At 68.7% G+C, this 26220-nt stretch carries 19 protein-coding genes; 12 read left to right on the plus strand and 7 right to left on the minus strand.

Annotated features, from left to right (window positions below; all coding sequences use genetic code 11):
* Positions 1-530 (minus strand): DedA family protein (locus FL311_RS14535; RefSeq protein ID WP_141325742.1); only part of this gene is annotated, 530 nt, incomplete at its 3' end.
* Between the two features lie 158 nt (positions 531-688).
* On the opposite strand from FL311_RS14535, the gene FL311_RS14540 reads away from it, so the two are divergent.
* Positions 689-1006, plus strand: coding sequence for a hypothetical protein (locus FL311_RS14540; protein WP_141325743.1), 318 nt, complete (start codon positions 689-691; stop codon positions 1004-1006).
* On the opposite strand, the gene FL311_RS14545 is transcribed toward FL311_RS14540, so the two are convergent.
* Complete coding sequence (locus tag FL311_RS14545; protein WP_153882684.1) at positions 995-2164, minus strand: DUF6183 family protein; 1170 nt, start codon at positions 2162-2164, stop codon at positions 995-997. The two genes, FL311_RS14540 and FL311_RS14545, sit on opposite strands and share 12 nt — an antisense overlap.
* 412 nt (positions 2165-2576) lie before the next feature.
* On the opposite strand from FL311_RS14545, the gene FL311_RS14550 reads away from it, so the two are divergent.
* From FL311_RS14550 to FL311_RS14585, 8 genes are all read left to right on the plus strand, one after another.
* On the plus strand, positions 2577-4178 hold the full coding sequence (locus tag FL311_RS14550; RefSeq protein WP_141325744.1) for a putative metal-binding motif-containing protein: 1602 nt from the start codon (positions 2577-2579) through the stop codon (positions 4176-4178).
* Between the two features lie 30 nt (positions 4179-4208).
* Entirely contained in the window at positions 4209-11237 is a 7029-nt protein-coding gene (locus tag FL311_RS14555) for an RHS repeat-associated core domain-containing protein (RefSeq protein WP_141325745.1), read from the plus strand.
* Positions 11234-11569 (plus strand): hypothetical protein, encoded by a 336-nt coding sequence (locus FL311_RS14560; RefSeq protein ID WP_141325746.1) that lies wholly within the window; start codon positions 11234-11236, stop codon positions 11567-11569. The genes FL311_RS14555 and FL311_RS14560 overlap by 4 nt, the downstream gene beginning before the upstream one ends.
* Before the next feature lie 247 nt (positions 11570-11816).
* Complete coding sequence (locus FL311_RS14565; protein WP_141325747.1) at positions 11817-12551, plus strand: cyclopropane-fatty-acyl-phospholipid synthase family protein; 735 nt, start codon at positions 11817-11819, stop codon at positions 12549-12551.
* A 119-nt stretch (positions 12552-12670) separates the two neighbouring features.
* Complete coding sequence (locus FL311_RS14570; protein WP_194869204.1) at positions 12671-13468, plus strand: barstar family protein; 798 nt, start codon at positions 12671-12673, stop codon at positions 13466-13468.
* Between the two features lie 39 nt (positions 13469-13507).
* Complete coding sequence (locus FL311_RS14575; RefSeq protein WP_141325749.1) at positions 13508-13693, plus strand: hypothetical protein; 186 nt, start codon at positions 13508-13510, stop codon at positions 13691-13693.
* A 35-nt stretch (positions 13694-13728) separates the two neighbouring features.
* Positions 13729-14163, plus strand: coding sequence for a hypothetical protein (locus FL311_RS14580; protein WP_141325750.1), 435 nt, complete (start codon positions 13729-13731; stop codon positions 14161-14163).
* Positions 14164-14189: 26 nt separating this feature from the next.
* Complete coding sequence (locus tag FL311_RS14585; RefSeq protein ID WP_141325751.1) at positions 14190-14507, plus strand: hypothetical protein; 318 nt, start codon at positions 14190-14192, stop codon at positions 14505-14507.
* A gap of 14 nt (positions 14508-14521) precedes the next feature.
* On the opposite strand, the gene FL311_RS14590 is transcribed toward FL311_RS14585, so the two are convergent.
* From FL311_RS14590 to FL311_RS14605, 4 genes are all read right to left on the minus strand, one after another.
* On the minus strand, positions 14522-15592 hold the full coding sequence (locus FL311_RS14590; protein WP_141325752.1) for a radical SAM protein: 1071 nt from the start codon (positions 15590-15592) through the stop codon (positions 14522-14524).
* Positions 15589-15828, minus strand: a complete 240-nt coding sequence (locus tag FL311_RS14595; RefSeq protein WP_141325753.1) for an anti-sigma factor — start codon at positions 15826-15828, stop codon at positions 15589-15591. The genes FL311_RS14590 and FL311_RS14595 overlap by 4 nt, the downstream gene beginning before the upstream one ends.
* A 69-nt stretch (positions 15829-15897) precedes the next feature.
* Positions 15898-16512, minus strand: coding sequence for an RNA polymerase sigma factor (locus tag FL311_RS14600; RefSeq protein WP_141325754.1), 615 nt, complete (start codon positions 16510-16512; stop codon positions 15898-15900).
* Between the two features lie 35 nt (positions 16513-16547).
* Positions 16548-17135: a DNA-3-methyladenine glycosylase gene (locus FL311_RS14605; RefSeq protein ID WP_141325767.1), complete on the minus strand. Its 588-nt coding sequence runs from the start codon at positions 17133-17135 to the stop codon at positions 16548-16550.
* 134 nt (positions 17136-17269) lie between these two features.
* On the opposite strand from FL311_RS14605, the gene FL311_RS14610 reads away from it, so the two are divergent.
* Positions 17270-18820, plus strand: coding sequence for a 4-alpha-glucanotransferase (locus tag FL311_RS14610; RefSeq protein ID WP_141325755.1), 1551 nt, complete (start codon positions 17270-17272; stop codon positions 18818-18820).
* A gap of 65 nt (positions 18821-18885) precedes the next feature.
* Here FL311_RS14610 and FL311_RS14615 read toward each other — a convergent pair whose 3' ends face one another.
* On the minus strand, positions 18886-19194 hold the full coding sequence (locus tag FL311_RS14615) for a hypothetical protein (RefSeq protein WP_141325756.1): 309 nt from the start codon (positions 19192-19194) through the stop codon (positions 18886-18888).
* A 166-nt stretch (positions 19195-19360) separates the two neighbouring features.
* Between FL311_RS14615 and FL311_RS14620 the strand changes: the two genes are divergently transcribed.
* Entirely contained in the window at positions 19361-21490 is a 2130-nt protein-coding gene (locus FL311_RS14620; RefSeq protein ID WP_228556874.1) for a BamA/TamA family outer membrane protein, read from the plus strand.
* On the plus strand, positions 21487-26199 hold the full coding sequence (locus FL311_RS14625; RefSeq protein ID WP_141325758.1) for a translocation/assembly module TamB domain-containing protein: 4713 nt from the start codon (positions 21487-21489) through the stop codon (positions 26197-26199). Before FL311_RS14620 ends, FL311_RS14625 begins: the two co-directional genes overlap by 4 nt.
* The last annotated feature ends 21 nt before the right edge of the window (positions 26200-26220 follow it).

Below are 26220 nucleotides of genomic sequence, written 5' to 3' on the forward strand. Positions count from 1 at the left end.
TGGTAGCGGCTCATCAGCGCCGACAGCTTCTCCAGATTGCCGCCCACCGCGGCCCCCAGCGCGAGCACCAGCCCCGTGTGCGCCATGGCGGACAGCGCCCCCAGCCCCAGCGCGTTGATGCGCGGCACGCGCGAGGCACCCGCCGCGACGAAGATGAGCCCGCGGATGCCAGGCAGGAAGCGATTGGCCAAGAGCAGCCAGGGCCCGTTGCGCCGCATCCGGGCTTGCACCTCGGAGAGCCGCGCGTGGCTGATGCCCAGGTAGCTGCGCCCCGGGTTCGCGTCGAAGCGCCCCGCCAGCCAGTGGCCCACCGCGTAGTTGATGGCCGCGCCCACCACGCTGCCCGCCGTCACCACGAGGAACACGAGCACCATCGACTGCTCACCGCGCACCGCGTACACGCCGCCCAGCAGGGTGATGGTGTCCCCCGGGAAGGGAGGCACCACGTACTCCAGCGCCGCGGCCACGCCCAACACCAGGAGCCCCAGGGGACCGAGCGCTCCGATGAGCTGGTCGATGTATTCCACCATCCGCGCGAACGACCTCCTCCAGGTGCCAGGCACCCGTCATAAGGCAGCCCTCGCGGAGGGGAAAGCGTGAGTGGCCATTGGTGAACAGAGCAACGCCAGGCACCGTGTCCGGGGCGTCGGCTATGCTCCGCTCGAACTCGGCAGTCGGAGTCGCCGCCATGATTCTTCCGCGCTACTGGGACAGGCTGACCACCTCGCTGCACGTCGCCGACCTCCAGGGGAATGCCGACGAGGCCTGGCGGTTCCTCGTCTACCAGGGGCTCGTCGAGGACACGCCCGAGGGCCGGCGCTTCTTCGCGGGCGCCATCCAGCGCAGCCAGACGTGGCGCGGCTACGAGAGCGGCGGCGCGGTGGGCTTCATCGCCAACGAGCTGAAGAACGAGCGGCTCCTGGAGTTCAACCAGCCTCGCGACCCCGATGGCCACAGCGCGAAGCGGGCCTTCCGCCTGTGGAAGCGCAGGTCCCTACCAGAGTGACGTCGTATCGCGGACCGCGACGAGCGCGAGCGACGTGCCCCCGGGGCGAAGACAGACGACCCCCATGACAGGGGGACGCGCGTCCTGCCAGGAGCCCTTGAACTGGTACCAGGTGCAGGCGTTCCAGCGCTTCTCGGGGGCATCGCTGGACCAGGAGACCTCGATGCCGCCGAGCGCCTCGAGCGTGCGCCACAACGCCAGACGTCCATACGCCGCGCCCAACCACCCACGAGCGCGGGACGCCACCCGGGAGAAGAAGAAGTCGGCCACGCGCGACAGCGTGTCCCGCTCGCACACCACGAAGGCCGCGTCCTTCATGAGCGGCAGGCCCAGGTCGATGAGCAGCGAGGTCATCGTGTCCGAGGGCGCCTTGGGCAGCGCGGGGCGCAGCTTGAGCACCCGCTGCTCGATGGCCTCGTGAGTCCCCTCCCCGTCCTCCGCGACCAGGACGGCCGCGAGCCCCGGAGGCACGGGCTCGTCCTGCGTCGCCAGCCGGATGTCGGGCGCGGTGTACTCGTCCTCTTCGTCCTCCCGTGACGCCGAGGACAGCCGCTCCCCGAGCGTGTCGTACGGGTCGAGCTCCTCCATCCCCATGATGCGCCCGAACGAGGACTCCCAGCGTCGACGCTGGAGGGGCAGCGCCGCCAGCGGATGACCGCGCCGAGACAGCTCCTCCTGGAGCGCCAGGACCCCGGGCACCGAGGACAGGTCCGCGCCGCGCAGCACGAACTCGTGGACGCCACACGCGAACAGCTCCAGCAGGTCCTCGGGGCCCTGCCGGTGGGAGCAGAGCTCCACGAAGCTCGCCGCGTCGCGATGGGTCCCCAGCAGCGCCGCCAGCTCCCGCTCCCGTCGCGCGGCGGAGAGACGTCCCTGGTAGCGCGCGTCACGCGGCTGACGGGCGACCTCCAGGAGGGTCAGGGCGCTGTCCACGTCCTGGCCCCTGGCCAGCACCTCCTCCAGGTGGTCCGAGAGGGCGTGCAGCCGCTCCCGGCCCTCCGCGGGCGTCGAGGCCAGCCGCGCCTCCAGCTCCGTCGCGACCGCCACCATCGCCGGGTAGGCCCGCGCTTCTCCCAACTGGTCGAGTCGCGCCCGCGCCGCCTTCAGCCCGTCGCGGGTGGAGATGTCGTCGAGGAACGCGCTCACCGTCGAACTCACGGAATGCGAGCCTACAAGGGAACTGGGGCCCGGTGGCATCCCGCCCTCTCTCCCTCGGAACACCGAGCCCCTGTCCCACGGCGCCCTCCTGAAACGTATCCCAGGGGCAGCACGAACTCGTGGCAAGGAGTCGTTGAAGCCTGACTGGATTTCGGTCCCGACAACCCAAAACTCACCGTCGTGACGTATCTCCGGCCCCTTTCATATTCCGGGTCCGGCGCACACCCGGCGTATGGAATGACATGCTTGCTTTTTGAACAAGGAATCTTTTAAGAGAACAGCACGCGTCAAACGCAGTATCGGGCCCACGCGTGCGCACTCGCCAGGACTCTCCGTCTGACGGCGATCAGTGCGCCATGGTTCCCTGTTCGCGCTTCGCGAACCGCACGCGCGTCCACCACGAAAGCACCTCATGAAACGACACCTCGGAGTCCACACGCGCGTGTGGCGGCTCCTTCCCTATGTCTTGACATTGATTCCATTGCTTGCCTCGGACCTGGCCCTCGCGGCTCCGGCAAGCTCTCCGTCCACTTCGAGCGCGAAACCAGGGGCGCAGCGACTGCCTCCTCCCGGCTGTCCTGACTGCGAGCCCGAGGAGCCCATCTGCGACCCCGAAATCTGCGACGGGTTCGACAACGACTGTGACGGGCTGGTGGACGAAGGCGTCACTCGCACCGTCTACCGGGACGCGGATGGCGATGGCCGCGGCGCGGGCGCCCCGGTGCAGGGCTGCGTCGATGTCGGCTGGGTCACCAACAACACGGACTGCAACGACTCCAACCCCGCCGTCTGGCAGGCCGGGCGATTCTATCGAGACGCGGACGCGGACGGCTTCGGGAATCCCAACCAGTGGCAAGACTCGTGCGGCGCCCCCGTCGGCTACGTCGCGAACGCCACCGACTGCAACGACACCGACGCCAACGTGAAGCCGGGGGCCATCAAGTCCTGCGGCATCGGCGCGTGCGCCACCACCGTCCAGGCCTGCATCAACGGCGTGGAGCAGGCATGCATCCCCAAGCCCGCGACCGCCGAACTCTGCGACCGCATCGACAACAACTGCAACGGCGTGGTGGACGACTTGGCGCCCATCACCTGCGGCACGGGCTACTGCCAGCGCACCGTGCCCGCGTGCATCGACTTCTGCGAGTCGGAGGAGACGCAGCCTGGCAAGCCCCCTGTCATCGTCTGCGAGTGGATCGCCAACTCGTGCACCCCCGGCCACCCCAGGGCCGAGACCTGCAACAACATTGACGACAACTGCAACGGCACCATCGACGACGGTGTCATGACGACCTACTACGCCGACCAGGATGGGGATGGCTACGGCGCGGGCGCACCCATCGGCATGGCCTGCACCGTCCCCGGAGGCGCCGCGCCGAACGCCCTGGACTGCAACGACCACGACTTCAACGTGAACCCGGGGGCGACGAAGCAGTGTGGCCTGGGTGAGTGCCAGGCCAGCGTCCCGGCCTGCGTCAATGGCGTGGAGCAGACCTGCACCCCGCGACCGCCCAGCCCCGAGATTTGCGACCACTTGGACAACGACTGCAACGGCTGGGTGGACGACCTGAGCATCGCCTGCGGCGTGGGCGAGTGCAGGCGCACCGCTCCGGCCTGCGCCAACCTCTGCGAGTGGAGGCAACCGAGCCCCAACAGGCCGCCCGTCGAGGTCTGCGAGTGGGGTCCGCATGGCGTGTGCACACCCGGCCCGCCCGCCCCCGAGGTATGTGACAACGGCCTCGACGAGAACTGCAACGGCGTCATCGACGATTCGACGGACAGCGCGGCGCTGTTGACCTACTACCGCGACGACGACGGCGACGGTTACGGCGTGAGCTGGGAAGCGACCCGCGCGTGCCGTCTGCCTGAGTCCTACTCACGCGCCCCGGGTGATTGCGACGACACCCGAGCCGCCACCAGGCCCGGCGCCGTCGAGGTCTGCGACGGCATCGACAACAACTGCACGGGGACGCCGGACGACGGAAACGTCTGCGACCAGTCCCTCTGCCAGTAACCCCTTTCGACTCATCACGGTCCTTTCCACATGAGACACGAATCACATCCCCCGCGCCCTCCGGGGCGCCTCAAGCGCATCGCCGCGAACGCGATGCTGTTCTTCTACGGCACCCAGCTCTTGAGCGGCTGTGTGCCCTCGGGCACGTCCGAGGAGGTCGAAGCCGCCCGCGAAGTCGCGCATGCGCGAACCGCGCTCGACACCATCCCGTTCGAGCTGCGGCCCGACACCCTCCTCGACACCACGTCCGCCACACCCGAAGCACCGGGTGTCACACCCTTCACGGCGAACGTGACGCCTGACGGCTCGGCCGCCGTCTCGATTCCCCTGTGGGTCGCTCCGGGACGCGCGGGCATCCAGCCCTCGCTCTCCATCGTCTACGACAGCCAGGGCAATGACGGACTGATGGGACCAGGCTTCAACCTGGCGGGCCTGTCGCAAATCACGCTCTGCGCCAACTCGTTCGCGCGCGACGGAAAGCTCCGTCCTGCTGACACGCGCCACTGGATGGCGCCTTATGAGCCCGACGACTACAGCCGCGTCTTCTGCCTGGACGGTGCGCGGCTCGTATCGACCGGAGCGAACACCTTCAAGACGGAGGTGGACTCCTATGCCGCCATCCGAATCCCCACGGGCCAGAGTCCCACCGACCCGGCGACCTTCGAGGTGCGCGGCCGGGACGGACTCATCCGGACCTACGGCAGGTCGACGACGGTCCACGGCACCCTGCGCTCGGACGCACTCATCCGGGGCTTCCACTCGAAGCCCAAGCCCAACACCGACGGCACCATCTCCTCGGAGGACAACGAGGCGGTGACCATCACCTGGGCGCTCGCCTCCATCCAGGACCGCTTCGGCAACCAGTTGGACGTGTATTACGACCAGGGTCCGGCCGTCGACACGAGTTCCGTCGCCTGGCATCGCCCGTCGCGAATCGCATACACCGGTTTCCGCCGCGAGGCCGTCGACCCGCAGACGGGGACGAACCAGGTCACCGTCGAGGAGGGGCGACGCGAGGTCATCTTCGAGTACGAGTCCCGGCCGGACACCTTCACCGGGTACTTCTCCGGAGTGAAGGTCGGACGCGACTTCCGGCTGTCACGCATCAACATGCGTGGCCCGGGGTTCGCGCCCGGAGCGACCACGCTGACCACGGTGCCGCTGCGCTCCTACCGCCTGACGTACTACCCGGGCGCCGTCAGCGGACGCAGCCTGCTGACCGAGCTGCGCGAGTGCGATGGCCGCGAGGTCTGCAAGACGCCCGTCCGCTTCGACTGGGAGCAGGGCTCCTGGGACTTCGACTACCTGCCGGCCGTCGACGTGAGCAACGCGAAGGCGGGCGCGGGCCTCAGCGCGTTTGGACTGGGCGCTGGGCGACAGGGCCTCGCGTACTACACGGGCGCCACGCTCGTCACCGAGGTTGAAGCCAACTTCCCCACCGACTGGACGCAGCAGCTCTGGGAGGACCAGATGCGGCTGTTGCAGTACCAGGACGCCGCGTCCACCACGCTCGGGTCTTCGACCGTCAGCGGCATCGCGAGCTGGGACCCCTATTTCAACGCGGATGGAGGTCCCTTCGGCGGGGGCGCCGGGAACCGATTCTGCGGAGACCGCGAGGACCGGAACCTCTTTCCCCTGCTGGCGGACTGGGATGGCGCGGGACAGTCCAAGGTGATGGGCCTCTCCTGTTACTGGGGCCTGTTCGAAGGCAACACCACCTACACGCCTGTCTACGCGCATCAACTGAGCCCCAACCGCCAATTGCTTCACGTGGTCGGTACCGAGCTGAACCCCCAGTACTGGCTCGACGTGGATGGTGACCGGCGTAACGAGCGCGTGTGGATCGGCCGGCACGAGGTGGACCTCCTGAATCCGAACGACCCGAATGCCTCGCTCAAGCGACGGGTCGTCATCACCAATGACCGCCCCTCCACCATCAAACCGCCCATGCTGTCGGACAACAGGCCGTTCTCCATGTCCCCGGCGGTCTACCCCCAGAGCGCGCGACTGGGCGTGCGCGGGGCGGACCTCGATGGCTCCGGCAAGCTGAGCCTGGTGGGCCTGGGCACGAGCCCGAACCCGGGCACGTTCCTGGATGCGGTCGGCTTCCGAGAGGTCTGGTCGGCCAACAACGTGGTCGCCCAGCTGATGGTCGCGCCCACCACGCTGCGCAGACCTCCGAACTGGCTGCCCTTCTGGCCGAAGCTGTACGCGTTCACCTTCGACTTCATCGACGTGAACGGTGACGGCCTCCAGGACGCGGTGACGCTGGGGCAGCTCGAGGCGACCGACACCACGCTCCGGCTCCTGGTCCAGCTCAACACCGGCAAGGGCTTCACGGAGGTCCAGGAGACGGTGCTCCCCAGCCACTTCAACACCGTGCTGCTCGGCGCGAAGACGGAGCACGGAGACTTCGACGGAGATGGCCGGGTGGACCTCGCCATCTTCCGGCCGAACGCGTCGGTCCAACTGCTGCTCGCGGGCCCTCAAGGCCAGTTCACCCAACTGAAGAATCTGACCCTGGTTCCGAGCGGCGACAACAAGGATTGGTCCCAGGTCATCGACGTCAACAACGACGGCGTCCTGGACTTCACCTATCGCGTGGGGAACGAGCTGCGCATCGCGCGCCGGCAGAAGCCGGTGGACGAGCTCAAGCGCGTGCACGGCAACATCCAGCTCGCCACGTACCAGGGCCACTCGGGCCTGAGCTACGCGTTCGACTACGCACCACTCTCCCAGCGCAGGCCGCATGGGACGTTCACTCCAGACGAGCCGTTCTACGCCACCAACCACACGGAGACGCCCCAGGAGCCGTGGCTGCGCCGTGCGCCCGAATCGATGCGCGTCGTCTCGCGCATGTCCATCCACTCCAACGAGGAGCGCGTGCGCGGCTGGCGGCACCTCTACCGCGATGGACGCGCGGACACGCGGGGACTGGGGTGGCTGGGCTTTGCTCAGCACATCGTCATCGACGAAGTGACAGGGGCTCGCACCACGACGACCTACGACAACTCCACCACCGTGGAGGGTAACCCCTCTCAGCAGGACAAGCAGCGCAAGGCGCTGGCCCCCCTGGCCCGCCTGCCTCTGACGGAAGTGACCCATGTGCCACTGGAGCCGGGCGTCATGTTCGAGACGCAGCGCCAATGGACCTATGCGCGCACGGGAATCGGGGCCCACGCCGTGCCCTACGCCCAGTACGCCACGCGCATCGTCGAGAAGACCCAGGAGCACCGCGGCGGCGGTGTGACGCCCATCTCCCAGACCGAGACCCTGACGACCCTGGATGCCTACGGCACGCCGGAGTCGCAGACCGTCATCACCCACGGCGCGGGCGTGGCCGAGCAGGTGAAGACCGTCACCACCTCGACCTTCGACCCGGTCAGCTGGCTGCCCACCGGGACCTGGACTGTCACGACGTCCTGGATGTCCTGCACGCGGACAGCGCAGGGTGAAGTCACCTGTCCCACGCAGGCGGACCCGGCCCACACGCGCACGCAGCAGGTGACGCATGACGCGCAGGGGCAGGTCGCGAGCGCCGAGAACGAGCCGTCGCTCATCGGCGAAGTCGCCTCGCCCACCACCTCCGAGACGTACCTCAAGACGACGTTCCAGCGGAGCGCCAAGGGCCTCGTCGAGCAGGTGACACAGCAAGGGAGCTCGGGCCCCGCTCGGACCGAGGCGGTCACCTACGACAGCCTCGACCAGACGCAACTGGCCACGACCACCGACGCCGAGGGGCTCACCTGGAAGTACCTCTTCCATCCAGGCCTGGGAGTCCTCGCGCAGAGCGCGGACCCGAACGGGGCCCACGTGCGCCTGCAGTACGACGGCTTCGGCCGTCAGCGCGTCGCGACGCCGCTGTACCAGGGTCCCTCGGTTGCGCCCGCGAACAGGTCCATCGTCGAGACGTTCTATGAGTGGGACGGCACGCTGCCGCGCCACCGGACGCGCGTCGCCACGCAGAGCGGGGCGGTGAACGAGACCACCACCCGGTTCGATGCGATGGGTCGCCCGGAGTCGACCCGGTCGCATCGCTTCGACGGCGAACCCGTGCGCTCCAAGGTCATCTACGACGCCCTCGGGCGCGTAGTGAAGACCCAGGCGCCGAGCCTCGACTCCGAGCGTCCCGTCTGGGAGGTCTACGAGTACGACGGGCTCGACCGCGTCACGGCGCGCCGCTTCGCGGATGACTCGACCGGGCCCAACGGTCGGGACATTGAGACCCTCACCTATTCCGTAGGCGGCCCCTACCTCACCCAGGCGACGTCGACGGACGCGGCCGCCGTGATGAAGAAGACGCTCGTCGACTTCCGTGGGTTGATGGTGGAAGCCACGGAGGCCGTGGGGACAAGCCAGGCGGCCACCATGAAGTACGTCTACGGCCCCTTCGGTCGGCTGGAGCACACCGACGACCCAGCCAATCACCGCAGCTCCCGCTTCTACGACGCCGCGGGGCGACTGGAGCGCACGGTCGACCCCAACGCCGGAACGCGCTTCTTCCTCTACAACGCCTTCGGCGAGCTCAAGAGCCACTCGGATGCCCCCGTGGGCGCGGCCGGCCGCCTCACCACCACCTACGCGCGCGACCTGCTGGGCCGTGTCGTCACCGCCACGAATCCCCAGGAGTCCCTCCAGTACTGGTACGACGAGGGCCCCGGTGGCAAGGGACGTCTGACGCGAGCGAGCCGCACGCCCGTGGGGAACCCCGGTGGGCTCGTCGACACCCGGTATCTCTACGACGTCTTCGGTCGCGACACGGGCATCTCCCAGACGGTGGGTGGAAGCACGCTCGAAACCCGCCGCGAGTACGACGACTACGGACGGGTCGACCGCCTCATCTACCCCGCGCAGCTCAACGGCGCGCCGTTCTCGGTGGGCTACTCGCACACGAACCAGGGTGAGCTCTCGAGCGTCTACCGGCCCAACACCCTCCTGAGCTACTGGCGGGCCCTCCAGAGAGACAGCATGGGCCGGCTCACGGAGGCCCACTACGGCAACAGCGTCGCGCGGGAGTTCCGCTACGACACGCAGGGACGGCTGCGCTTCACCGAGGCCAGGCAGCACCTCACCGACGTCCAACGGCTGGCCTACGAGTACACGGGCAACGACAACCTGTCCGCGCGCCACGACCTCGTGGTCGGCGTCACCCAGAAGTACACCTACGACGCGCTGGACCGACTGGACCGGTGGAAGGTCCAGCAGAACTGCCAGACGCTCGACGTCCAGTTCCAGTACGACAAGCTCGGCAACATGCTCAGCCGTGCGCCTGTCGTCGGCTCGGAGCCCTCCGTGAGTCTGCTGTACACGGGCGGGACGTCGGGCGGGCCGCACGCCGTCAAGAAGGCCCACCTCGGCGCCGAGTCCTTCACCTACGAGTACGACCACCGCGGCAACCAGCTCGCGATGCGCGATGGCCAGGGCGCGCTGGTTCGCTCGGTGCAGTACACGCCCTTCAACCTGCCCGGGAGCATCTCCTCGTCGAGTGGCACCGTCCTCTTCGACTACGACGCCTCCGGCACTCGTGTCCGCAAGCGTTCCGATGACGGGCTGGAGGAGACGGTCTACGTCGGCGGCCTCTACCAGCGGCGCAAGCAGGGGCTGACGGTCACCCACGTCGTCAGCATCCCCAGCCCCGAGGGCGTCGTCGCCGAGGTGTCCTGGAACGAGGGCTCGACGTCGGAGTCCACGCGCTACTTCCTCAACGACCCGCAGGGCAGCCCCGACACGGTGACGGATGCAACGGGCGCGGTGCTCGAGCGCATCAAGTACGAGCCCTTCGGCGGCAGGCGACAGGCGACGAACCTGGCGCAGGCGTCCACGACGAGTCACTCCGGGGCGCGCAGGGGCTTCACGGGACACGAGCAGGACGACGAGCTGGGCCTCATCAACATGCGCGGGCGCATCTACGACCCGCGGATGATGAAGTTCCTCAGCGTGGACCCGGTCATCGCCGAGCCGGGCTCCGCTCAGGCCTACAACGCGTACTCGTACGTCCTCAACAACCCCCTCCGCTACACGGACCCGAGTGGCTTCACGCCCTACGGGGGGAGCCTGGTGGGCAGCGGCAGCGGCGGCTGGTCCGTGGGTCCCCAGCCGAATCAAAGCCTGATGATGACCGCCCTGGCGCGGCACCTGTCCATGCCAGGCCCGTCCCTGTACCTCCCCAGCGTCAACTCCAAGCTCCCCAGCGTCCAGTCACTGGACGACGCCAGAACCCAGCCGGACGCACGTCACTCGAGTGACATCGGGCTGAGCTCGGGCTCATCGAAGTCCCCTTTGACGTCGCTTTTGACGGAGGCGTCCACGCGGTTCAACGCGGGCGTTCAGAACAATCCCTGTCGGTTCATGGGGTGTGTTGGGCCCATCGCGATGATCCAGGGTCAACTCGACAGCATGCTGAATGCGTCGGTGGCGTATGACCGGTACGCCCCGGTCAGCAAGCTCGCCGCGGCCAGCTTCGCCATCAACGAGTTCATCCCGTTCGTGTCGGCGGGTGAGAGCGCCATCGCCGCGAAGGCGGCCTGCACCACCTCGGGCGCGCTGGACTGTGGATTGGGCGTCGGGCGCTTCGCCTACCACACGCTCACCGCGGGCACGGCAGTCTATTCGACCTTCACTGGGGCGGCAGGTGCAGCGCGAAGTGGAGTGAACACGGTTCGCGCCGGTCTCACTCGGAGGTTCGGCGCAGAGGTCCGCAATCGAATCGGACACGCCATCGCCCCTATGGAGAAGACGCTGGAGATGGCGCTCTCCCCAGAGGCATTCGCCGAGGCCGTGGTCAAACGGTACCGCATCAACCTGCGGGGCTCGGGCAAGACCATCACCCTGAAGTTCAACCCCAATCTCCCCCCAGGAAACCCTGGTAAGATCAGGAAGGCGAACCCGACCGTCATCGAGTTTGGTCCAGAGGCGATTCAGAGCGAAGCCAACCTGGCCAACACGATTGCCCACGAACTCAACCACGCGAGAAGCTGGCTCAGAGGCGGTGACGCCCCAGAATCGACAGCGTATGCTGCGGGAGACGCACTCGAAGAATTCATCCGGGGGCTCCGATGAGCGAGTGGACCGACTTTCCCGAAACACCGGCTCTCAATACGTTGGTTCGGGATGTCCTATCGGGCGCACTGCCCGAGCTTCCGGCCCCCTGCCCTGCCTGCGGCGTGACCGCGCTTCACGCCTACATGCACATGCGAGGACCGGGACGCATGGGTGGGTTCTGGATCTGGTGTACCTATTGCAGAAACTTCGCCCACGGCACGGCCACCTTCGTTTCATGGTGGCATGACCTGCCGGCGGTTGATGCAGCTGGACTGACTGCAACGCCAGCAGCACTGGTCGAACTGTCCAAGCAAATCGACCAGCACTGGAACTCACTGCGCCAGGGTTGAGTTCCTCAGGGGCATCCATGGCCACCCACCATGGATGCCCCTTTCTCCTCAGACGAGGGCGCATACCGTCGCGCCGTCACGGTGATTGAAGCGCCCGTTCAACCCCGTGCGCTCATTGACCGAACAAGTGAGGTGGCAAGCCCTTCGGGACCCGACAATCCGCCGATGAAGCCTGAATCCCCGCTCTACCGGACTGACGGCCCGGCGCGCATCCTCGAAAGACTCACCCGACCTTCGAGGACACGCCATGGCCCACGACCACTCCGCACATTCCGTCCAACACATCGTTCCAGGCTTCGGCGCGGACCGCGCCGCTCATTACGATGCCCAGGCCGCGCTCAGCCTCGCGGGCGTCCAGGCGATGTACGAGTTGGTGGCCAGCGCGATGACGTCCCGGCTCGATGGCCAGCAGGACGCCTCCCTGCTCGCCGTGGGATTGGGCACGGGGATGGAGCTGGTGCCCTACCTGCGCTTCGATGTCCCGGGTTGGCGCTTCACGGGCATCGACCCGTCCTCGGCCATGCTCGACGTGGCGCGGAAACGCCTGGAGACCGAGGGGTTGCTCTCTCGCACACACATCCACGTGGGAGAGCTGAAGAGCCTTCCGGAGGGACCTCCGTTCGACGGCGCGCAGATGATGGGCATCCTGCACCATGTTGAAGGGGACGCGGCCCGCCTGGAGCTGCTGCGAGAGGTGGCTCGTCGGCTCAAGCCCGGAGCGCCCCTGGTCATCGGCTGCCGCGTCGGAAAGGACCCGGTTCTGACGGACGTGGAGTTCCGCCGCCTGCGGGCCCATGGAATCCCCAAGGAGGAGCTGGACCACCGCCGCAAGCTCTTCGACGCCAAGGTGACGCCCATCGAGTCCGACGCGGTCCTGGCCGGAATGCTCGGGCAGGCGGGCTTCACGACGCCCAAGCCCCTCTTCGTCTCGCTCCAGTTCAAGGTGTTCCTCACCCAGTCCGGGACTGCATCCCAGGGCTGAGTCCCGCGTGCGGGACTGGGGATAGGGGCGCATCTCGGAGGCGTCAGGGCCCAGCCGTTGCACGGGTCCATGCCTCCGAGGCATCCATGGGCCTCCTCCATTCGGGTCACCCACGCCCCATGTCCATCTACTTCGTGAAGAATCCCGAAGGGCTCAATCCCAAGGGGGCGCATGTCGGACGCGTCTCCGCGGGTGTCTCGGGCTCCGAGCAGTTGATGCAGGCGCTCGAAGCCGCGCTGCGACTGCCCGCCTCTTTCGATCAAACGTGGGACGCGCTCTCCAAGTCCCTCAAAGACCTCTCCTGGCTCCCAGCGGGACGAATCACGCTCATCCACGATGAGCTCCCGACCCTGTCTCCCGAGGACCTCAGCACCTATCTGCATGTTCTGGAGGAGTCCGCCGGGAGCTGGCGAGGGAGGACAGACTACGCGCTGGATATCGTGTTCGCGAAGAAGCACAGGCACCGGGTTCTGGCGCCGCTCGCGGACATCCGCCCCAGGTCCCCCTGGAGGCGACTCAAGGCGGAGCTGGACAGCAGCAGCGTTCGGGACGAACTCCAGTTCATCTCCCAGAAGTTCGACGGCTTCGAGTTCGTGATGAACATCGTCGAGCAGCGTGACGGGTCGACGCGTCAAATCAGGAATGCACTCTTCCTGGCTTTCAGGATGCGGGGCTGGGACCGGGAGCGTTTCGCCAGAGCGCTCCCCAGCCTCTGCGTCCACGAATCACTCGAACTCAGGGAGCAGGCGACATGGAGCCTGCTCGTCCTGCTCAGCCACAACAAGACCATCCCGGGTGAACGCATTCCGAACGATGATGTCCCTTCGTGCGTGGAACTCCTTCACAAAGCCATTGCGTTGGGCGTCCAGGAGAACCTTGAAGCCCTCGCACACAAGTACCTGGCCGGGACGTTCTGACACTTATTTCCGCACACGAATCCCTTGAGGCAGACAGAGATGACCCAGAAGAAATTGAAAGAGTACAAAGCGTTCATCTGGACTCCGAACCTCACTTGGCCTGGAACACCGGTGACAGTGATGGCGGTAGACGGCGAAGAGGCCTTCAATCTTCTCGAGGAAAAGCACGGCACGCGCACCGTCTACGACCTGCACAACGAAGAGGATGCGAACACGCCTCGCTAACAGCGAGAGGGGCTCGCAGGGCTCAGGACGACGAGATGGTTCGCGAGACAATCACCACGAGCATGTCGTGTCGTCAGTGCGGAACACTCCAACAGTGCACCCACACGGCGACGGCAAGGAGCAAGGGGCTGGGCTTCGCCAGCTCGTTCCACTGCCTCGAATGCGGAGACGCCTTCGAGAGCGACGACTCCCGCATCCCGGAAGACCTCCGCCATCTCTTCTACGAAACGCACGGGAAATGGACGCTGCGTCTCGAAGAACCAGGCCCACGAAGAGGCCAGCTTCTCCACGCAGTCCGCGACGTCATGGGCATGAGCATCCAGGACACGGGCGAACTGTGTAAGTCCCTGCCGCGTCAATTGGCGGAGGGAACACGTGTCGAGATGGAGCTGCTCCGAGAACGGCTTGCCCACAGTGGAGCGAAGCTGTTCCTCAAGAGCGACGCCTCAACCCAAGACCCCACTCAGTAGTCGAGCGCTCTCCAACGGACTTCTCCATGGCGCAATTCTTCCCCGGCCTCAGTCGATGCATCCTCTGCAAACAGGTCATCGACGACGCCCCGGTGATGTTCCCCGCTTTCATCCCCAAGGGGCATTCACTCTGGGGGTATCAGGACGCGTCCTTCCACGCCCCCTGTTTCGACGGCTGGGAACATCGAGCGCGCTTCCTGCACATCTACGACGATGCGCTGCGGCTCGATGCCTCGATGCCCAAAGACCTGAGCCTGGAGGAGAACGAGAAGCTGTTCGCCGAGCGCTCACGGCTCTGGCGAGAACGAATCCTCCGCGAAGACCTGACGCCGCCAACGCAGTGAGCCCGCGTCCACCGTCACGGAGTCGTGGTCGAAGCCCCAGGCACCGGCATCACCGTGCCGCCGTACTGCGTCGCCGCCAGCGTCCCGCACGCCGCCCCAATCTCCTTGCCCCCTGAGTACCGCCGCGCCACCGGCGCCTTCAGAACCTGCAAGTAGTCCCGGAACGCGCTCAGCTCCTCCGCCGACGGCGGCAGGTACTTCCCCGTCGGGTCCGTCACGTCGATGAGGTCCACCTTGATGGGAATCCCCTCGAACGCCACCTTCAGCGCCTCCGCGTCCTCGCGCTCCAGGTTGAAGCCGGAGATGGCCACATAGGCAATCATCGCCCGCTCACGCCGCACCTGGCTGTACTCGCGGATGGCCTCAATCAGCTCCGGCAACGGATGCGTCTTCTCAATCGGGAGCACCTTCGCCCGCTTCTCCGACATCGCGCTCGTCACCGAGAACGCCAGCCGGTACGGATGCCCCTCCCGCGTGTAGCGCCGAATCGCCGGCACATGCCCCGCCGTGGAGAACGTAATCGCCGTGCCCGCAATCGAGAACCCCGCCGGGTTCGACAGGATGCCCGCCGCCCGCAGCGTCTCCTTGTAGTTCAGCAGCGGCTCGCCCATCCCCATGAACACCACACCCCGCACCGGCCGGTCCGCCTCCGCCCTCACCTGCAGCACCTGGTCCAATATCTCCCAGGTATACAGGTTCCGTTTGAAGCCCAACTTCCCCGTCATGCAGAAGTCGCACGCCAGCGCGCAGCCCACCTGGCTGGACACGCAGATGACGTACTTCTCGTCGAAGATGGGGATGCGGACCGCTTCAATCCGCCCGCCCAGCGGGGAGTCGAAGAGGTACTTCACGAAGCCGTCGTCCGCCTTGCGGCGCTCCACGATTTGGAGGCTCGGCATCTCGGCGTGGGCTTCCAGGTAGTCCGTCACCCGGCGGGGCACCTGCGGCGAGCGGGCCACCTCCGTCACGGACTTGCGGCCGTGGGCGAAGACGGCCGCGAACACCTTGCGCACGGCGGTGGGCGACGGGGACAGCGGCGCGAGCGCCGCCTCCAGCTCCGGGAGCGAGAGTTGCTTCAGGTTCACGAGGCGGACTTGATTTTGGAGCGAAGGAAGTCCGTCAGCTTGGTGCTGACCTCCTTCGGCATCCTCGCCGCCAGCGCGCGCTTGCACAGACTGGGCGTCGCCCGGTACGTGCGGAGGAACTCCTCACAGGGGCTGCACCCGGACAGGTGCTCCTGGAGATGGCGCGAATCCTCGGGCGACATCTCGCCCTCGAGGTATTCCAGCAGGAGGTTGATGGAGTCTTTACAGGTGTACATCCGAACCTCGGCTGGCTGCGGCGCGCCCTCGTCCTCGCTTCGGAAGATGCGGAGCCCCCCGTTCGCGTTTCACGGCCCGGGATTGTCGCGGTTGTAGAAGGCGTCGATGGCTTCCCGGAGCGCGAGACGAGCCCGGTGCAAACGGCTCTTGATGGCGGGGATGGAATCCCCCGTCACTTCCGCAATCTGTTCGTAACTGAGGCCGTCCACGTCTTTCAAGAGGAAGACCTCACGATACCCCTCGGGCAGGCGGTCCGCCGCCTGCCGGATGGCCTGGCCCAGCTCCGCGTCCAGGGCCTTCTCCTCGGCGTCCCGACTCCAGTCCGTCTGGGGGTAGTCCGCCAGCGTACCCCGGGGGGTGAACTCCGGCCCCTGGAGCTCCGCCTCGGCCGCCTGGGCCACCCGCCGGTGGCGCAGGCGCATGAGCGCATGGTTGGCCGCGATGCGGTGCACCCACGAGCCGAAGGCCGCATCCCCGCGGAAATCCTTGAGATGTTGGTAGGCCGACAGGAAGGTGTCCTGGGTGATTTCGGCGGCGTCCGCCTCCGAGCGCGTCATCCGCAGCGCCAGACCGTACACCTTGTCCTGGTGGGCTCCCACCAGGGCCTCGAAGGCGGACATGTCCCCGTCCTGCGCGCGGGCGAGGAGCTGGCGATCATCTTCCGTGGCGACCTCGTCGGACATGGCGGGGCGCACCCAACCAGCCGGAAGCGCCTTCGTCAAGCGCGGTTGCGACGCCTCGTCCCAGGCCGCTTGCTGACATGTTGACTGTCCCGGACCCACAGCCGGAAGGGCTCGTCCGCCCACGCCCCCGCGTACTCCACGCCGATGCGGGGGCCCTTCTCCACCCGCCCCTCCTCCACCGGCACACCCGGGAGCAGGTGCAGCCCCGGTGAGGCCAGGTCCACCCGGTTGTGCGCGAGCGTCAGCCCCATCGCCTTGCACAGCTTGCCGGGCCCGTCCGTGCGCGCGCCTGCGTCCAGCCCCTCCACCGGCTCCACCGCGCGCACCAGCACCGCCGCCCCCACCCCGGGCGCGTCCGTCACCACGTTGAAGCAGTGGTGCATCCCATAGATGAGATACATGTAGGCCTTTCCCGGCGGGCCGAACATGACCTCGGTGCGAGGGGTGAGCCCCTTGGCGGCGTGGCAGGCCAGGTCGTGCTCGCCGATATAGGCCTCGGTCTCGACGATTCGCCCCACCCGCCGGGCGCCGTCGGACGCCTGCACGACGAGCAGCGTACCGAGCAGCTCCCGCGCCACGACGAGGGCCGGGCGCGCGTAGAAGGACGAAGGCAACACGCTCACGTCCAGCAGTGTACCGGTCAGGGCCGACTTGCGCCTTGGAATGGACAACCGTCCACCAGCGGAAAACGGCCCTGCACTTCCTGTCGCCGGACCAGTTCACTCCAGCGCGGGGCTGGTGCAGATTGCGCCGCACCATGTCCACCCCCGGCCGGCTCTCCGGTCTCCTGCTTCCGCTCTTCTCCCTGCGCTCCCCGACGGATTTCGGCATCGGTGACTTCGGCGCGCTCGACGGCCTGTTCTCCTGGATGAAGCTCGGGCGTCAGCGCCTGCTGATGCTGTTGCCGCTGCTGCCCACCGCGCCGGGTGACTCCAGCCCCTACGCCACCCGCTCGGCGTTCGGCCTCAACCCGCTCTTCATCGACCTGCACGCGCTGCCGGAGTTCACCGCCTCGGGCGGCGAGGCCGCGCTCTCCGACGAGCAGCGCCGGCAGCTCGCCGAGGCCCGGAGCGCCCCGCGCATCCGCTACGACCTGGTCTTCCCCCTGAAGGACGCCGCCCTGGCGCGCGCGTTCGACACCTTCGAGGCGCAGCACTGGGCCTCCCAGTCCGAGCGCGCCCGCGCCTTCGCCCAGTGGCGCGACGCCCAGGCGGGCTGGCTGGAGACCTACGCCCTGTTCACCGCCATCAGCGAGCAGGAGGACCGCCGCGCGTGGTGGGAGTGGCCGGAGGGCCTGCGCACCCGTCAGCCGGAGGCGCTCGCCGCCAAGGGGAAGGAACTGGAGCGCCGGGTGCGCTACCACGCGTGGCTGCAGTGGGTGGCCGAGGAGCAGTGGAACGCCGCGCGCGCCAAGGCCCGCGCCCAGGACGTGCTCCTGTGCGGCGACGAGCCGTTCATCATCGGCCAGGACAGCGCGGACTGCTGGGCCAACCCCACCATCCTGCGCCGCGACGCGCGGCTGGGCGTGCCGCCGGATGACTTCTCCGCCACCGGCCAGGACTGGGGCCTGCCCTACTTCGACTTCGTCGCCATGCAGGAGGACGACTACGCCTGGCTCAAGGCGCGCGCGAAGAAGGCCGCCAGCTACTATGACCTGCGCCGCGTGGACCACGCGGTGGGCTACTTCCGTCAGTGGATTCGCGACGAGCAGACGCCCACCGGGCGCTTCATCCCGCCGGACGAGGAGAGCCACAAGCGGCTGGGCCGCAAGCACTTCGAGCTGCTCTCCGAGGGCGCGGGCATCGTCGCCGAGGACCTGGGCGTGATTCCGCCCTTCGTGCGCCACATCCTCGCGGAGCTCAAGCTGCCCGGCTACCGCGTGATGCGCTGGGAGCGCGACGACAACACGTACCGCAGCCCCCACCAGTTCCCCGCAATCTCCCTGGTGACGACGGGCACCCACGACACCGACACCATGGTGGAGTGGTGGGAGGGCGCCCGCGACGACGAGCGCCAGGCCGCCGCCCGCGCGTGGCCGGAGCTCCACGGCGTGCCGGTGTCGCGCGAGTTCACCCCGGAGGTGCACCGGGCCCTGCTGGCCGCGGCGCTCAACTCGGGCAGTGATTTGTGCGTGCTGCCCTGGCAGGACGTGCTCGGCACCCGGGACCGCATCAACCTGCCGGGCTCCATGAGCGACTCGAACTGGGCCTACCGCATCGCCCAGGACGTGGGCTCGCTGCTCAACGACGCCACGACGCGCGAGGCCGCCGAGAAGCTGGCCTGGCTCACCGCCTCCGCGCGCCGCTGAAGGACGCCTTCCCACCGCCGTGCCCGGGGTGATTCGCACCCGGGCGCGGTGGCGTGGCCCTCACCTCAGTCGATGCACTTCACCTGACCGGGGAAGCCATCGAAGATGGCGCAGCGGCGGTTGGAGTTCGCGCACTCGAGCCTGTCGCAGACGTCCTCGGTGACGCAGATGGGCGGAGAGCGGCCGAATTCCAGGAATACCTCGGCGCAGAACTCGTAGATCTGCTCGCAGCCGAAGGAGCCGCAGTACTCGGCGTCCGCGAGGCTCTCACCTTCTCGGAGTTTGACGACCTCGTCGTCATCCACGCCGCAGGCGGAGGCGAGCGCCGACACCACGCAGAACACCAGGACTCTGATTCGGCGGGACAGGAGCATGGCCCCCAATCTGGCGCACCTTGGCGCGGCTTGCACGTGTCGAGGTGTTTCGAGCAAGGACTTGCCGACAGAGGCCGGGATGAAGAGACGTTGGAATGCGACAAAGGGAGGAGGTCGTCCTCCACAAGACGCGCTGCCCCTCTTGCCTTCCGGGTATGAACAGTCCGTGGCCGTTGACCTGCTCCGACTCCTCCGCATCGCCACCGTCGCCCTGCTCCTGAGCATGGCGGGTTGTGCCACCACGTCCACGCCGCCCCCGGGACCCAAGGTCGCCAGGCTCGACATCGAGGGCACGAAGCAGGTGAGCGAGGGCGACATCAAGGACCGCATCCTCACGTCGCAGACGCCGTGGTGGGCGTTCTGGCCGTTCGGCGGGCCCAACTACTTCGACCCCAACGCGTGGCAGGCGGACCTGCGCCGCATCGAGCGCTACTACCAGGCCCAGGGCTACTACCAGGCGGAGGTGGTGGACAGCGAGGTGAAGCCCAAGGGCGACGCGGTGGAGCTCTTCGTGGAGGTGAACGAGGGCGAGCCCACGCGCATCGGCGACATCACCATCGAGGGGCTGCAGGCGCTGCCGGAGGAGGAGCGCGGCAAGCACCGCGAGCGGCTCGAGTCGAAGCTGCCCTTCAAGAAGGGCGACATCTTCCGCGAGGGGCCGTGGGAGGAGTCCAAGGGCGCGATGCAGGAGCAGCTGCGCGAGCAGGGCTACGCGGAGGCCGAGGTGTCGGGCGAGGTCCAGGTGGACGTGGACACGAAGCTGGCCCGGGTGCGGCTCGACGTGAAGCCGGGGCTTCGCTACCGCTTCGGCAACACCTTCGTGGCCACGGACGCCAACCCCGAGGTGCCTCCGCGCCGCATCATCGAGCAGGTGCAGGGCGCGCTGCGCAAGGGGGACTGGTACAGCGAGACGGCGCTCGCGGAGGCGCAGGCGCGCGTGTTCCGCATGGGCGTGTTCGGCGCGGTGAAGGTGAACCGGGGCGCGCCGGACCGCGAGTCCGCCACGGTGCCCGTCGTGGTGGACGTGCGCGAGGCGCCGTTCCGCTCGGTGCGGCTGGGTGGTGGTATCGGCGTGGACGCCGCGCGCCAGGAGGTCCGCGCGCTGGGTGAGTGGACACACCGCAACTTCCTGGGCGGCCTGCGCCGGGTGACGGTGCGGGGGCGCGCCGGTTACGCCTTCATCCCCAACATCCTGAGCACGTCGAAGCAGGGCCCCGTGTTCGAGGTGACGGGCGAGTACGAGCAGCCGCGCTTCCTCTTCCGGGACCTGCGCCAGCAGACCTCGCTCACGCTGGAGAAGGGCCTGGAGCAGGCCTACGACTTCTACGGCGGCCGGTTGCAGACGGGCGTCATCTGGCAGCCGCACCGCAACTTCTCCGTCTTCCCGTCCTACAACCTCCAGGTGTACCGGCTGTCGGGTCGGGTGAGCGCGGACTCGCGCGTGCCGCCCGTGATCCTGGGCTGCGGCGAGGGGCAGACGCGCTGTGACGTGTCGCTCTCCTTCCTGGAGGTCGCGTTCGCGTGGGACCGGCGCGACGACCCGGTGGAGCCGCGCGACGGCTACTACGTGAGCATGTCCGTGCAGAAGGGCGGCGGCTTCCTGCAGGGTGACTTCAACTACGTGCGGCTGCTGCCGGACCTGCGCTTCTACCGCTCCTTCGGCGAGGAGAAGCGCGTGGTGCTGGCGGGCAAGCTGCGGATGGGGACGCTCAACCCGGCGGGAAACTCGCAGAGCTCCATCGTCACGCGCTTCTTCTCCGGCGGCGCCACGTCCATGCGCGGCTTCAACGGCCAGCGCCTGTCGCCCCTGGCCGCGCTGGAGAAGCAGGAGGACACCAACGGGGACGGCGAGCCGGACACCCCGGTGCAGAACGAGGAGTGGGAGACGGTGCCGGTGGGCGGCAACAGCCTGATAGAGACCTCGCTGGAGCTGCGCTACCAGATCACCGAGAGCATCATGCTGGCGACGTTCTGGGACTCGGGCCTGGTGGGCGTGGAGGGCTTCGACTCGCCGCGCGCGCCGCGGCTGTTCGGTCCCGAGCACTACCACGCGGTGGGCCTGGGGCTGCGCTACCTGACGGTGGTGGGCCCCATCCGCCTGGACATCGCGCGGCGGCTCAACCTGGGCCAGGGATTGCCCGTGGCCACGCCGGGGTACATCTATCCGTCCTCCGGTGGATGCTTCGGCATTGGCAGCAAGTGGAAGCCGGATGGACCCACCTCCCGGCAGGCGACCTTCGCGGGGGCCCCTGACGGACAGTGCGCGCTGCACCTGTCGATTGGAGAGGCGTTTTGAGCCGGCGACGCTGGGGGCGACGACTGCTGTGGGGGCTGCTGGGCGGCCTGGCCTTCATCGTGCTCGCCGTGGTGGGCGTGCTCGTCTGGGCAACGTCCGCGCCGGGCGAGCGGTTCCTGGTGGGCAAGGGGCTTCAAATCGCCAACGAGCAGTTCTCCGGCAGGCTCGAAGTCGGGGGCCTGGACCTGGCGCCGCCGGGCGCGGTGCTCACCGGGGTGAAGCTGTATGACCCGGAGGGAGAGCTGGTCGCGGAGATTGCCCGCGTCGAGGCCCGCGTGCGGCTGGGCGGACTCCTCCAGCAACAGGTCCGATTGACGGAGGCCCGCATCGAGGCGCCCCGCCTCTACCTCGCGCAGGACGAGCGCGGGTTGAACCTGTCGCGCGCGATTGCGCCCCGCGTGCCCAAGCCCGAGGAGCCGCCCGGTCCGCGCGGCAAGCTGCGCGTGGACCTGGACGCGCTGGTGCTCCAGGACGGCTACGTCGACTTCCGGCAGGAGTTGGAGGACGGCGGCGAGCGGCACGCGCGGCTGGAGGACCTGGACGCCACGGCCTCCGGACACTTCGCCGCGGCGACGCAGGGCTTCGGCGCCACGCTGGAGGCCACCGCGGCCCTGACGCAGCCGACGAAGGGCCCCGTGAAGCTGAGCCTCAAGGGCGGCGGCGAGGAGGGCGCGCTCGACGCGGACGTGAAGCTGGAGCTCGCGGGGCTCCTGCTCGACGCGAGCGCCAACGCGAAGCTCCCCGCGGAGACGCCGCCCGGCCAGCCTCCTGGCGCCCTGAAGGCGGACCTGGTGGTGCGCAAGCTCACCGTGCCGCCGGAGCTGCCGCGCGGCTTCGTGCCCTCGTGGCCCCTGCTGGTGCCCGTGCACGTGGAGGGCACGGCGGGCATCGAGGGTGACCTGGCCCAGGCCCAGCTGTCCGGCAAGGCGGCGGACGCGACGCTCGAGCTGAAGGGCGACGTGGACCTGGAGCGCCTGCGCACCCGCGGCGTCACCGTGAAGGTGCGCGGCGTGGACCTGTCCGCGCTCGTGGCCGAGGGGCCGAAGACGAGCCTGTCCGCGGACCTGAGCGCGAAGGGCGGCGGCACCAGCCTGGAGACGCTCGACGGCGAGGTGGACCTCACCGTGTCGCCGTCGCGCTTCAAGGGCCAGCCGCTGGGGCCCGTGGAGCTGCACGCGAAGGCGAAGGACGGCCAGTACACGCTGTCGCGGCTCCTGGTGCTGGTGCCGGGCGCCTCGCTCCAGGCCAAGGGCCAGGGCACGGCGCAGGCGGTGCGCATCGACGGCGGGCTGACGGCGGGCAACCTGGCCCTGCTGTCCGACTCGCTGACGAAGCTGCTGCCCGGCGCGGTGCCGCCCATCTCCGGCAGCGGCACGCTGGAGTTCAAGGTGGAGGGCCCCGTGCGCGCGCCCGGCGTGGTGGCGCAGGGCAACTTCACGTCGCTGACCTACGGCGACTACGCGATTCGCAACCTCACGCTGAACGCGGAGGTGCCGGACGCCACCCGCCCGCTGACGACCGACGCGACGCTGGTGGTGGGCGTGCTGAAGGTGGGCGAGCGCCTGTTCCGCGACGTGTCCGTGGGCATCGCCACCGAGGAGCGCCGCCTGGAGGCCAGCGTGCGCGTCATGGGCGACACGGCGCTGGGGCTGACGCTCGCGGGGCTGGTGGACGACGACGGCATGGGGCTGGCGCTGGAGGCGCTGACCTTGTCGTGGCCGGAGGCAACGTGGAAGCTGCAAGGCCCCACGCACGTGGGCTTCGGCGGGGGCAAGGTGGAGGTGGAGCCCGCGCTGCGGCTCGGCTCGGGCGGACAGGCGCTGGGCGTGCGCGCCCTGCTGGTCAACGAGCGGCTGACGGCGCGCGTGGACCTGGAAGCGGTGGACCTGTCGCTGCTGCCGCGCGTCGCGGTGCCGGAGTCGCTGGGGCTGGGCGGCACGGTGTCGGGCTTCGTCACCGCGCAGGGCCGGATGCCGCGTCCGGACGCGCAGGTGAAGCTGAGCTGGAGCGACGGACGCGCGCAGGGCTACGAGGACCTGCAGCTCGCGCTGGACGCGACGTACGTGAAGGACCGCGCGCAGGGCACGCTCTCCGCGGGCCTGCCGGTGGCGAAGCTCACCGCGAACTTCGACGTGCCGGTGCAGGGCGTGCTGAAGCGGCGCAAGGACACGCTGTCGCTCAAGGCGAACCTCGAGGGCGTGGACCTGGCCGGGGTGATGAAGCTGCTCGAGCGCCCGGAGCCGGTGAGCGGCACCGTGTCCGCCCAGCTCGTGGTGGACGGCACCGCGAAGGACCCGCGCCTGGACTTCGTGTTGCTCGGCCAGCAGGTGAACTACAGCGCGCCGCCCCCGGGCTTCGCCCTGAAGGCCCCGCTGGACTTCGAGCTGCGCGCGGCCTCCGACAAGGAGGACGGCACGCTGGACGCGCGCCTGGACGTGCGCGGCCTGGGCACCCAGCAGACGTACGTGGTGCTGCGCACACCCTTCACGGTGGGCGGGATGATGGCGCGGCCGCCGCAAGCCGAGGACCTCCTCTCCGCGTCGGTGGACCTGGAGGCGCGCGTGGCGGAGCTGCCCCTGGCCCAGTTCGAGGGCGTGGGCGGACTGCAGAAGCCCGGCGGCAACGTGTCGGTGCAGCTCAACCTCACCGGCTCCGCGCTGGTGCCCCAGGCGCGCCTGAGCGTGCTGGGCGTGGGGCTCACCGCGTACGGGCTGCCGCCGATGAACAGCCAGCTGGGCGTGGTGGGTGACGACCAGGACGTGCGCGTGACGCTGGCCGCGCAGCGCGAGGACGGGCCCCTGGCGCAGCTGGACCTCACGCTGGACGCGCCGCTGGGCGCGCTGCAGGACCAGGAGGTCTACGGACACATCCCCTTCCAGCTCAAGGGCCGGCTGGGCCCGGTGTCGCTGCAGCAGCTGCCCGGCGTGGCCAAGGCGCGCGCCACGGGTGAGCGCGCGCAGCGGACGGGCGCGCCGTCGTCCCAGAAGGGCCTGCAGGGCGAGCTGGCGGTGGAGCTGGCCGCGCGAGGCACGCTGGACGCGCCGCGCATGGAGCTGACCGCCGGCGTGCAGAAGCTGGGCATGGGCGCGCTGGCGCTGGGGCAGGCGCGGTTGCAGTACGGCTACCAGGACGCGCGCTCCAAGTTCGACGTGCTGCTCACCGCGCCGTCGGGCGGCACCATGATGGTGGACGGCGGCCTGGAGCTGGACGTGTCGCTGCCCGCGATTCGCCGCGGCCTGGACACCTCGCGCGCGCCCATGGAGGTGACGCTGCAGGCGAAGGACTTCGACCCGTCGTTCCTGTCCGGCGCGGCGGAGATGCTGCGCAGCATCGGCGGGCTGATTCAGGCGGACGCGAAGCTCGCGGGCACGCTCGCGGTGCCCACCTTCCAGGGGTCGATGAAGTGGAAGGACGGCAAGCTCGCGCTGATGGGGCTGGGTGAGTACCGCGACATCCAGCTGGCGCTGGAGGCCAGCCAGGAGCGCCTGGCCATCAACACGCTGTCCATGAAGGCCGGCGGCGGCACCGTCTGGCTGGACGCGCCGCTGACGGCCACGCGCAACCCCCGGGGCGAGTACGAGCTGACCAGCCCCCAGGACAACCCCTACCCGCTGCGCGCCCGCGACTTCCCCATCGTCTTCGACGACCAGCTGATGGCGGTGCTGAGCCTGCGCGCGAAGGTGGAGGGCACTATCTCCGAGCGGCTGGTCAACCTGCGCAACGTCTCCGTGCCGGAGGCCACCGTCGAGCTGCCCGAGGCCAAGCGCAAGGACCTCCAGGACCTGGAGCGCCCCGGCGACGTGGTGCTCGTGCGCAACGGTCAGCCCATCGAGCGGCGCAAGCGCAAGCAGCCCCAGCAGCCCTCGCCCGGAGACCCCGAGCCCGAGGTCGCCGCGGGTCCGTCCACGGAGCCTCCGACGCCCGCCGACGCGGAGGAGGACCTGGAGACGGGCGACGAGCCGAAGCCCCAGCGCCCGTACTGGGTGAACGTGAACGCGCCGCGAAACATCTGGGTGAAGGGCAGCGACCTCAACGTGGAGCTGGGCCTGTCGGAGGACTTCCGCGTCGAGTACACCGACGTGGCGCGCCTCTTCGGACAGGTGCGCGTGCTGCGCGGCCGCGTGGACGTGCTGGGCCGCCGCTTCGACGTGCAGCGCGACAGCCTGGTGAGCTTCACCGGCCCGCCCACCGTCCCGTACATCAACGTCACCGCGGAGCACCGCGCCGAGAGCTCCAACATCACGGTGTACGTCACCATCCGGGGCCAGGGCCGCGACATCACCCTGAAGCCCACGAGCGAGCCGCCCCTGCCCGAGTCCGAAATCTACACGCTGCTCGCCACCGGCCGGCGCACGCTGGAGCGAGGCTCCGGCGCGTCCATGACGGCCAGCGCGCAGGCGGCCTCCGTGGTGGGCTCGCTCGTCGCCAACGAGGCGCGCAAGGCGCTGGCCGCGAAGCTGCCGCTGGACGTGCTGTCGATTGAAGCGGGCGGCGCGGGCATCGCCGGCACCAAGCTGGAGGTGGGCACCTACGTCACCGACAAAATCTACGTCGGCTACACCGGACGCGTGGGCGCCAACATCCAGCAGGGTGAGAACTCCAACGCGGTCCGCTTCGAGTACCAGTTCGGACCGCGCTGGAGCCTGGAAGGACAGTACGGCGACGCCCGCTCGGGCGGCCTCGACCTCATCTGGACCAACGAGTACTGAGGGCCGCCCTCCAAGCGCGAG

Source organism: Myxococcus sp. AB025B (assembly GCF_006518215.1).
GTDB lineage: Bacteria > Myxococcota > Myxococcia > Myxococcales > Myxococcaceae > Myxococcus > Myxococcus fulvus.

Excerpts from the sequence above, each read along its gene's own strand:
- FL311_RS14615 (WP_141325756.1), bottom strand. The coding sequence starts at position 19,194 with ATGCTCCTGTCCCGCCGAATCAGAGTCCTGGTGTTCTGCGTGGTGTCG.
- FL311_RS14580 (WP_141325750.1), top strand. The coding sequence starts at position 13,729 with ATGGTTCGCGAGACAATCACCACGAGCATGTCGTGTCGTCAGTGCGGA.
- FL311_RS14570 (WP_194869204.1), top strand. The coding sequence starts at position 12,671 with ATGTCCATCTACTTCGTGAAGAATCCCGAAGGGCTCAATCCCAAGGGG.
- FL311_RS14540 (WP_141325743.1), top strand. The coding sequence starts at position 689 with ATGATTCTTCCGCGCTACTGGGACAGGCTGACCACCTCGCTGCACGTC.
- FL311_RS14600 (WP_141325754.1), bottom strand. The coding sequence starts at position 16,512 with ATGTCCGACGAGGTCGCCACGGAAGATGATCGCCAGCTCCTCGCCCGC.
- FL311_RS14565 (WP_141325747.1), top strand. The coding sequence starts at position 11,817 with ATGGCCCACGACCACTCCGCACATTCCGTCCAACACATCGTTCCAGGC.
- FL311_RS14555 (WP_141325745.1), top strand. The coding sequence starts at position 4,209 with ATGAGACACGAATCACATCCCCCGCGCCCTCCGGGGCGCCTCAAGCGC.
- FL311_RS14575 (WP_141325749.1), top strand. The coding sequence starts at position 13,508 with ATGACCCAGAAGAAATTGAAAGAGTACAAAGCGTTCATCTGGACTCCG.
- FL311_RS14595 (WP_141325753.1), bottom strand. The coding sequence starts at position 15,828 with ATGTACACCTGTAAAGACTCCATCAACCTCCTGCTGGAATACCTCGAG.
- FL311_RS14610 (WP_141325755.1), top strand. The coding sequence starts at position 17,270 with ATGTCCACCCCCGGCCGGCTCTCCGGTCTCCTGCTTCCGCTCTTCTCC.
- FL311_RS14550 (WP_141325744.1), top strand. The coding sequence starts at position 2,577 with ATGAAACGACACCTCGGAGTCCACACGCGCGTGTGGCGGCTCCTTCCC.
- FL311_RS14560 (WP_141325746.1), top strand. The coding sequence starts at position 11,234 with ATGAGCGAGTGGACCGACTTTCCCGAAACACCGGCTCTCAATACGTTG.
- FL311_RS14585 (WP_141325751.1), top strand. The coding sequence starts at position 14,190 with ATGGCGCAATTCTTCCCCGGCCTCAGTCGATGCATCCTCTGCAAACAG.